The organism is Kitasatospora sp. NPDC001547, assembly GCF_042894165.1.
Lineage (GTDB): Bacteria > Actinomycetota > Actinomycetes > Streptomycetales > Streptomycetaceae > Kitasatospora.
In genome coordinates this window covers 586,503-594,473 of the sequence record NZ_JBIAVL010000004.1, presented here as the reverse complement: position 1 = coordinate 594,473, position 7,971 = coordinate 586,503, and the positions used below count along the sequence as shown (strand labels likewise).

Genomic DNA, 7,971 nt, shown 5'->3' with positions numbered 1-7,971 from the left:
CCCCCCCCCCCCCCCCCCCCCCCCCCCCCCCCCCCCCCCCCCCCCCCCCCCCCCCCCCCCCCCCCCCCCCCCCCCCCCGGCCCCCCACCCTCCCGGAAGCCCCCCACCCCCGAACACCCCCCATTGCCCCCCACCCCCCCAAGGCGCACGCTGGACCCAAGGGAGGTCCCCACCCCATGAGCACCCTCGAGGAACAGATCGACATCGCCGCCCCCGTCCTCGCCGCCTGGGAGCAACTGCACCGGGTGCACGAGTACCCCCGTTTCGTCGACGGCGTCCGCAGCGCCCACCCGCACGGCCGGAACCTCGCCCACCTCGGGGTGGAGGTCGCCGGCGCCGAGCGCGCGGTCGACGCCGAGATCACCGACCGCGGTCGCGGCCGGGTGATGGCCTGGCGGACCCTGGACTCGCTCCGGCTGCGCGGCGCCTTCGCGCTGCGGCCGCTGGACGCCCGGCACACCCGGGTGCAGATCCGGGTGGAGTACGACCCGGAGGCGGTGCACCGGGAGTTCGGCGGGCCGCGCGGTTTCGCCCAGGCCGGGGCGATCGAGCGGGCGGTGCGCGAGGACCTGGAGCACTTCCGGGAGCTGGTCGAGGCCCGGGTGAACGCCGCCGACGACAAACCCGTAAGTGCCGGATAAGCCCAGCTCAGTGCGGGTGGTGAGGCTCTTCACAGCACGCCGCCCGACAGAACGTTCCAGTTTCAACCTGTGGCAGACTCGGGTCCCATGGACATCGGCCCGGTCACCAGGACGCTCCGCGCGGCGGTCTTCGCCGCGCTGGTCGTGCTGCTCGCCGGGCTGGGCCAGGTGCTGGTCACCGGCCGCGCGCTGCCGGTCGGTCCGATGCTGCCGGCCGGGGCCGCCGTGTTCGCGGTGGCCTTCGCGCTGGCGGGCCGCGAGCGCGGCTATCCGGCGGTCGCGGCGGTGTTCCTCCCGCTGGAGCTGGGCGCCGGCGCGCTGTTCGACCTGGCCCAGAGCAGCTGTCCCTCCCTGCCGCCCGGTGCCGGGCACGGCCTGCAGCCGCTGCTGTGCGGCGGCGGCTCGCTCGGCGGCTTCCTGCTCGGCCACGGCGTCTCGGCGCGGACCGGGGTGCTGCTGCTCCTGCTGCTGCACACGGTGATCGCGCTGGCCGGCGCCTACTGGCTGCGCCGCGCGGACGCCGCGCTGTGCGGCCTGGCCGGCGCCGTCCGGATGCTCGGCGAGTTCCTGCAGCGCCACCTGCCGGCCGCCGCCCGCTGGCTGCGGCTGCTGGCCGCCCCGCTGCCGGTCCGTCCGCCGGCGCGGGTGCCGTTCCCCCGGGCCAGCCGCGTGCTGGTCCCCGCCGAGGACGTCGTCGTCCGTCCGGCCGTCCGGCGTGGTCCGCCGGTGTTCGCCCTGGCCGTCTGAGCGGCGGGCCTCCCGCCCGGTACCGCTCGGCCGGCTGTCTCTCTCTCCCCCCCCCCGCGGGCCCCGACCGGGCCGCGCGCCCTCCCGTACGCCCGAGAGCACAGGACGACACCCCATGAGCAACACCCGCAGGACCGCCCAGAAGACCTCCGCCGCCGACCGCATGCGCGCCGCCCGGGCCCAGGCCGAGCGCTCCGAGCGCGTCCGCCGCCGGGTGGTGGTCGGCGGCGTCTCCGCCGCCGTGCTCGCCCTCGCGGCGGGCGTGGCCTTCGCCGTCGGCGGCGCCTCCGGCTCCGGTTCGAACGCCGCGAGCGGCCCGCTGGTCGTCCCGGCCAACGCGGGCGGCGGCAACGGCACCGTGGTCACCTACGGCAAGGCCGACGCCCCGCACACCCTGGAGGTCTACGAGGACTTCCGCTGCCCGTACTGCGAGCAGCTGGAGACCACCACCGGCAAGGCGATCCAGCAGCTCGCCGACGACGGCACGTACAAGGTCGAGTACCACCTGGCGACGTTCCTGGACGACAACCTCGGCGGCAAGGGCTCGCGCACCGCGCTGGCCGCCGCCGGCGCCGCGCTGAACGAGGGCGTGGACAAGTTCAAGGCCTTCCACGACGTGCTGTACGCCAACCAGCCGGACGAGCGCAGCGACGCCTTCGGCGACGTCAACCACCTCCTGGACCTGGCCGGCCAGGTGCCCGGACTGAAGACCGACGGCTTCGTGAAGGCCGTCCAGGACGGCACCTACGCCCCGTGGGCCGCCAAGGTCAACGAGGAGTTCAACAAGAGCGACGTCACCGGTACCCCGACCGTCAAGCTGGACGGGAAGAAGCTGGACGTCCTGAGCAACGGCAAGGCCGTCTCGCCCGAGCAGTTCACCGCGATGGTCAAGCAGGTGACCGGATGACGGCCGGCTCCCCCGCAGTGCGGCCCGGTTTCGGCGCGAGCCGCCCGTTCGCCTGGCTGCTGCTGATCGGCGGCGCGGTCGGCCTGTTCGCCTCGGCGGTCCTCACCCTGGACAAGATCCGGCTGCTGGAGGACCCGTCCTACGTCCCGAACTGCAACATCAATCCGATCATCAGCTGCGGTTCGATCATGCGCAGCGACCAGGCGGAGGCCTTCGGCTTCCCCAACTCGCTGATCGGGCTGGTCGCCTTCGGCGCGCTGACGGCGATCGGCGCGGGGCTGCTCGCCGGGGCCGCCCACCGGCGCTGGTTCTGGCTCGGCCTGCAGGCCGGGACGGTGTTCGGGATCGGCTTCGTGACCTGGCTGATGTACCAGGCGCTGTACCGGATCGGCGCGCTCTGCCCGTACTGCATGGTGGTGTGGGCCGCGGTGATCCCGCTGTTCTGGTACACCACGCTGCACAACCTGCGCTCGGGCGTGATCCCGGTGGGCCCGCGGCTGCGGGTGGCCGTGCGGGAGGCGGCCCGCTACCACTGGGTCGTCCCGGCCCTGGGGTACGCGGTGATCGCGCTGCTGATCCTCAACCGGTTCTGGTACTACTGGAGCACCCTGATCTGACCGCCGTCCGCCGCCCTCCCCTTCCGCGGGGAGGGCGGCGGACCGTCCTCCCGGTGGGTGCCATGCGCCGCAGGATCGTCCTCTTCGTGTCCCTCTCGGTCGACGGCTACTTCGAGGGCCCGGACCATGACCTCGGCTGGCACCTGGTCGACGACGAGGTGCACACCCACTTCAACCGGGAACTCGCCCGTATGGGTGGTTTCGTCTCCGGCCGGGTGACGCACGAGCTGATGGCCTCCTTCTGGCCGACCGCCGACCAGGATCCGGACGCCGACGCCCCGATGGTCGAGTTCGCGGGCATCTGGCGCGCGATGCCGAAGACCGTCTTCTCCCGCACCCTGGACCGCGCCGACTGGGACACCACCGTCGTCCGCGAGGTCACCCCCGAGACGGTGGCCGCCCTCACCGCCGGCCCCGGCGGGGACCTCTCCCTCAGCGGCGCGAACCTGGCCGAGTCCTTCCTCGCCCAGGACCTCGTCGACGAGTTCCGCCTCTACGTCCACCCCGTCGTGCTCGGCCGCGGCACCCTGTTCTTCCGCCCGGCCGACCGCCCCCTGCCGCTCGCCCTGAAGGACACCCACCGCTTCACCAACGGCGTCACCCTGCTCCACTACGAGCGCGTCGGCCCGTCGCCCCTGGACGGGTGACGGGCCGACGCGCTGCCGCGCGGGGCCGCCGCGCGAAGAGGATCAGAAGGCGTACGCCTCCACCTCGGCGAGGAGTTCCTCCCGGCGCCGCTCGCTGATGAACGAGGCGCGGAAGGAGTTGGCGGCCAGCAGCCGCATGGTCTCCCGGTCGAGCGCGAGGGCCTCGCGCACGGCGCGGAAGTTGTCCTCCACGTACCCGCCGAAGTACGCCGGGTCGTCGGAGTTGACGGTGACCAGCAGGCCGGCCTCCAGCATCTCCCGCAGCGGGTGGTCGGCGAGGGTGTCGACGCAGCGCAGCCGGACGTTGGAGAGCGGGCAGAGGGTCAGCGGGATCTGCTCGCGGACCAGCCGGGCGACCAGCTCGCCGTCCTCCAGGCAGCGCAGCCCGTGGTCGATCCGCTCGACGCCGAGGACGTCCAGCGCCTCGGTGACGTACGAGGCCGGGCCCTCCTCACCCGCGTGGGCGACCCGGCGCAGCCCGGCCTCGGCGGCCCGGCGGTACACCTCGCGGAACTTCACCGGCGGGTGGCCGACCTCGGCGGAGTCCAGGCCGATGCCGGCGATCCGGTCGAAGTAGGGGCGGGCGGCCTCGAAGGTCTCCAGCGCGGACTCGGCGGACTCGTCCCGCAGGAAGCACATGATCAGCTGGGTGCTGATGCCGTACCGCTCCTCGCCGCGCTCCAGCGCCCGGGTCAGCCCGTCCACCACCACGCCCAGCGGCACCCCGCGCGCGGTGTGCGCCTGCGGGTCGAAGAAGATCTCCGCGTGGCGGACGCCCTGCTCGGCCGCCCGGGCCAGGTAGGCGTCGGCGAGGTCGGCGAAGTCGTCCTCGGTGCGCAGCACGGCCGTCAGCGCGTAGTAGAGGTCCAGGAAGGACTGGAGGTCGCTGAAGGAGTACGCCTCGCGCAGCGCCTCGGTGTCGGCGTACGGCAGCTCGACGCCGTTGCGGGCGGCGAGCGCGAAGGCGAGTTCGGGCTCCAGGGTGCCTTCGATGTGCAGGTGGAGTTCGGCCTTGGGAAGCGGCATGTGCGATCTGTCCGAGCTGTAGCGGGTGGTCCTGGGAGGTCGTGAAGGATTCATCCTATGATCCGAGCGCTGATGAACGGGTGCACCGACGACGCTCCGCGGGCACCCTGGAGGAGGGGACTTCCGCCGAGGAGGCACCGAGATGCGGCACGCAGACGACCCGCACATCCGGCCCGCGGGCATCTCCCCGCACGCCCTGGGCAACGACACGCTGCTGCACGAGCTGGAGCAGCTCCACCGCACGCGCCACGAGACCTTCCTGTACGGCTCGGAGGAGGCGTTGAAGCGGCACACGCTGCGCACCGGGGAGCTGGAGGCCGAGTACCTGCACCGCTTCCCCAACCGGCAGGTGACCGCCGCCCGGACCAGGGCCGGGGCCCGCGCCCGCGAGGCGGCGGCCCGGGTGGAGTCGCTGCCGGAGTGACCGCGCCCGACCGCGCGCCCGCCGGGACACGCCGGGCGCGCGGTTGGCGTGCCCGGAGCCGGGCGGTCGGGGAGGGTGGGAGGGCAGATCCACCGGACCCTCACCCCTCCTGGGAGCCCCGCATGCCCATCGCCAGCGTCAACCCCGCGACCGGCGAGACCGTCCAGACCTTCGAAGCCCTCGACGCGGCCGGCGTCGAGCGGCGGCTGGCCCGCGCCGAGGCCGCCTTCCAGGGCTACCGCGGCACCTCGTTCGCCGCCCGCGCCGAACTGCTGCACCGCGCCGCCGACCTGCTGGAGCGGGACCAGGAGGCGATCGCCCGCACCATGACCGAGGAGATGGGCAAGCCGCTGGCCGCCGCCCGCGCCGAGGCCGCCAAGTGCGCGAAGGCGATGCACTGGTACGCGGACAACGCCGAGGCGCTGCTCGCGGACGAGCACCCGGCCCCGGCCGACGTCGCCGACTCCGGCGCCGTCCGCGCCTACGTCCGCTACCGTCCGCTCGGCCCGGTGCTGGCCGTGATGCCGTGGAACTTCCCGTTCTGGCAGGTGGTCCGGTTCGCCGCGCCGGCCCTGATGGCGGGCAACGTCGGCCTGCTGAAGCACGCGTCCAACGTGCCGCGCACCGCGCTGGCGATCGAGGAGCTGTTCCGGCGGGCCGGCTTCCCGGAGGGCTGCTTCCAGACCCTGCTGATCGGCTCGGGCGAGGTGGAGGGGGTGGTCCGGGACCGCCGGGTCGCCGCCGTCACCCTCACCGGCAGCGAGCCGGCCGGGCGGGCGGTCGCGGCCGCCGCCGCGGACGAGGTGAAGAAGGCCGTCCTGGAGCTGGGCGGCAGCGACCCGTTCGTCGTGCTGCCGAGCGCCGACCTGGACGCCGCGGTGCGCACCGCCGTCCGGGCCCGGGTGCAGAACAACGGCCAGTCCTGCATCGCCGCCAAGCGCTTCATCGTGCACACCGACGTGTACGACCGCTTCACCGCCGCCTTCACCGCGGCGATGGGCGCGCTGAAGGTCGGCGACCCGATGGACGAGGCCACCGACGTCGGCCCGTTGGCCAGCCGCCAGGGCCGGGACGACCTGGAGGAGCTGGTCGAGGACGCCCGCACCCGCGGCGCCCGGGTGGAGTGCGGCGGCGGGCGCCCGGAGGGCTGGGACACCGGCTGGTTCTACGAGCCGACGGTGCTGACCGGCATCACCCCGGCGATGCGGATCCACCAGGAGGAGACCTTCGGCCCGGTCGCCACCGTCTACCGGGTGGCCGACCTGGACGAGGCGGTGGCGGTCGCCAACGACACCCCGTTCGGGCTCAGCGCCAACGTCTGGACCACGGACGCGGCCGAGCGGGAGCGCTTCGTCCGGGACATCCAGGCCGGCGGGGTGTTCTTCAACGGGATGACGGCCTCCCACCCGGCGCTGCCGTTCGGCGGGGTCAAGCGCTCCGGGTTCGGGCGGGAGCTGTCCGGGCACGGGATCCGGGAGTTCTGCAACGTCACCACGGTGTGGATCGGCTGAGCCCTCCCGGACCACGCCCTCCCGGCCGGGTCAGGACGCCATCCGGTGCCGGCCCGGCCCCGGGGTCATCCAGCGGGCGATCACGCCGACCATGGCGACGATCGTCAGGCCCCAGAAGACCGCCATCGGCACCAGCACCGGCAGCAGGCTCACCTGGGCGGCGATCATGCCGAGGCCGACCGAGAGCGCGATCATGAACGTCACCACGGTGGGGCTGAGGCTGAGCAGCCAGTGCCAGGCGCGGTGCCCGAAGCCCCGGGCCCTGCGGGCTTCGGGGCCGGCGTCGGCGTCGGCCCGGGCGTCGATCTCCTTGTAGGTCAGCAGGTCCATCGGGATCGCCTCCAATGCTGGACGGCTGGACGGTGGGGGAGCCTGGCCCCGTGGGGGTCAGGAGGCCTTGCGGGGTGACGAGGGCTTCCGGGTGGTGGTCTTCTTCGCCGTCGAACCGCTCGCGGCGGACTTCGCCGAGGTCTTCGTGGCACCCTTCCCGGAGGTCGCCCCGGAGGACTTCGGGACCGTCTTCGCGGCGGTCTTCTTCGCCGGGGCGCGCTTGCGCGGCGCGGGCTCCTCCTCGGCGCCGGCCTCCCCGGCCTCCCCGGCCCCGCCGCCCCGCCCGCCCTTGGCCTGCTTGAGGCTGCTGCGCAGCGCCTCCATCAGGTCGATCACGTTGTCCGGCGCCTCGCCCGGCTCCTCCTCGTGCGGGACCTCCACTCCCTCCAGCCGCGCGGTGATCACCTGCTGCAGCGCTTGCTGGTAGTCGTCGTGCAGCTGGGACAGGTCGAAGTCCTCGGAGAGGGTGTCCATCAGCGACCGCGCCATCTTGAGCTCCTGCGGCCGGACGGTGACGTCGTCCTCGGGCGCGATGCCGGCCGCCGGGCGGACCTCGTCGGGCCAGATGCAGGTCTGGAGCACCAGGGTGTTGTCGTGCACCCGCAGCACCGCGGGCGACTCCCGGGTGCGCAGCGCGATCTTGGTGACGGCGATCTGCCCGGAATCGGTGAGCGCGTCGCGCAGCAGGGCGTACGGCTTGGCGGCGGCCTTGTCGGCGACGCCCACGTAGTAGGCCTTGGAGAACATCAGCGGGTCGATCTCGCCCTCGTCGACGAAGGCCAGCACGTCGATGATCTTCTTGCTGGGCAGCGGCAGGTCGGCGAGGTCCTCGTCGGAGAGCGTGACGGTCCGCCCGTCGGGGGACTCGTACCCCTTGGCGATCTCCGCGTACGGGACCTCCTTCTCCTCCCGCTCGCAGTACCGCTTCATCCGCACCCGGCCGCCGTCCTTCGCGTGCACCTGGTGCAGCGGGACGTCGTGCTCCTGGGTCGCGGAGTAGAGGTGGACGGGGATGCTGACCAGCCCGAAGCTGATCGTCCCCTTCCAGGTGGTCTGCATGGGGTCGCTCCTGACCGGCGCCGGGTACCGGCCGGCACCGAGCACGCTCGGGATGCTCCTAC

10 protein-coding genes are annotated in these 7,971 nt (G+C 73.6%); 7 read left to right on the top strand and 3 right to left on the bottom strand.

Annotated elements, in window-relative coordinates:
- Positions 1-176: 176 nt before the first annotated feature.
- From ACFY0X_RS10870 to ACFY0X_RS10850, 5 genes are all read left to right on the top strand, one after another.
- Complete coding sequence (locus ACFY0X_RS10870; protein ID WP_387751897.1) at positions 177-641, top strand: SRPBCC family protein; 465 nt, start codon at positions 177-179, stop codon at positions 639-641.
- Between the two features lie 87 nt (positions 642-728).
- Positions 729-1,388 (top strand): hypothetical protein, encoded by a 660-nt coding sequence (locus ACFY0X_RS10865; RefSeq protein ID WP_387751894.1) that lies wholly within the window; start codon positions 729-731, stop codon positions 1,386-1,388.
- Between the two features lie 115 nt (positions 1,389-1,503).
- Entirely contained in the window at positions 1,504-2,295 is a 792-nt protein-coding gene (locus ACFY0X_RS10860) for a DsbA family protein (protein WP_387751892.1), read from the top strand.
- A complete protein-coding gene (locus tag ACFY0X_RS10855) occupies positions 2,292-2,912 on the top strand; it encodes a vitamin K epoxide reductase family protein (RefSeq protein ID WP_387751890.1) in 621 nt (206 codons plus the stop codon). The genes ACFY0X_RS10860 and ACFY0X_RS10855 overlap by 4 nt, the downstream gene beginning before the upstream one ends.
- Before the next feature lie 62 nt (positions 2,913-2,974).
- A complete protein-coding gene (locus ACFY0X_RS10850; RefSeq protein WP_387751938.1) occupies positions 2,975-3,559 on the top strand; it encodes a dihydrofolate reductase family protein in 585 nt (194 codons plus the stop codon).
- Positions 3,560-3,601: 42 nt separating this feature from the next.
- Here ACFY0X_RS10850 and ACFY0X_RS10845 read toward each other — a convergent pair whose 3' ends face one another.
- Positions 3,602-4,585 (bottom strand): adenosine deaminase, encoded by a 984-nt coding sequence (locus tag ACFY0X_RS10845; protein WP_387751887.1) that lies wholly within the window; start codon positions 4,583-4,585, stop codon positions 3,602-3,604.
- A 142-nt stretch (positions 4,586-4,727) separates the two neighbouring features.
- Between ACFY0X_RS10845 and ACFY0X_RS10840 the strand changes: the two genes are divergently transcribed.
- Complete coding sequence (locus tag ACFY0X_RS10840) at positions 4,728-5,009, top strand: DUF6158 family protein (RefSeq protein ID WP_360339450.1); 282 nt, start codon at positions 4,728-4,730, stop codon at positions 5,007-5,009.
- A gap of 122 nt (positions 5,010-5,131) precedes the next feature.
- The gene (locus tag ACFY0X_RS10835) at positions 5,132-6,520 is read left to right on the top strand and encodes an NADP-dependent succinic semialdehyde dehydrogenase (protein ID WP_387751883.1); all 1,389 of its coding nucleotides are present in this window, start codon (positions 5,132-5,134) and stop codon (positions 6,518-6,520) included.
- Positions 6,521-6,550: 30 nt separating this feature from the next.
- Here the strand turns inward: ACFY0X_RS10835 and ACFY0X_RS10830 are convergent, their stop codons facing one another.
- Both ACFY0X_RS10830 and ACFY0X_RS10825 read right to left on the bottom strand, forming a co-directional pair.
- Positions 6,551-6,850: a hypothetical protein gene (locus ACFY0X_RS10830; RefSeq protein ID WP_387751880.1), complete on the bottom strand. Its 300-nt coding sequence runs from the start codon at positions 6,848-6,850 to the stop codon at positions 6,551-6,553.
- Positions 6,851-6,907: 57 nt separating this feature from the next.
- Complete coding sequence (locus ACFY0X_RS10825) at positions 6,908-7,909, bottom strand: Ku protein (RefSeq protein ID WP_387751877.1); 1,002 nt, start codon at positions 7,907-7,909, stop codon at positions 6,908-6,910.
- Positions 7,910-7,971 lie beyond the last annotated feature (62 nt).

Coding starts and splice junctions, on each gene's coding strand:
- ACFY0X_RS10870 (WP_387751897.1), top strand. CDS start 177: ATGAGCACCCTCGAGGAACAGATCGACATCGCCGCCCCCGTCCTCGCC.
- ACFY0X_RS10865 (WP_387751894.1), top strand. CDS start 729: ATGGACATCGGCCCGGTCACCAGGACGCTCCGCGCGGCGGTCTTCGCC.
- ACFY0X_RS10860 (WP_387751892.1), top strand. CDS start 1,504: ATGAGCAACACCCGCAGGACCGCCCAGAAGACCTCCGCCGCCGACCGC.
- ACFY0X_RS10855 (WP_387751890.1), top strand. CDS start 2,292: ATGACGGCCGGCTCCCCCGCAGTGCGGCCCGGTTTCGGCGCGAGCCGC.
- ACFY0X_RS10850 (WP_387751938.1), top strand. CDS start 2,975: ATGCGCCGCAGGATCGTCCTCTTCGTGTCCCTCTCGGTCGACGGCTAC.
- ACFY0X_RS10845 (WP_387751887.1), bottom strand. CDS start 4,585: ATGCCGCTTCCCAAGGCCGAACTCCACCTGCACATCGAAGGCACCCTG.
- ACFY0X_RS10840 (WP_360339450.1), top strand. CDS start 4,728: ATGCGGCACGCAGACGACCCGCACATCCGGCCCGCGGGCATCTCCCCG.
- ACFY0X_RS10835 (WP_387751883.1), top strand. CDS start 5,132: ATGCCCATCGCCAGCGTCAACCCCGCGACCGGCGAGACCGTCCAGACC.
- ACFY0X_RS10830 (WP_387751880.1), bottom strand. CDS start 6,850: ATGGACCTGCTGACCTACAAGGAGATCGACGCCCGGGCCGACGCCGAC.
- ACFY0X_RS10825 (WP_387751877.1), bottom strand. CDS start 7,909: ATGCAGACCACCTGGAAGGGGACGATCAGCTTCGGGCTGGTCAGCATC.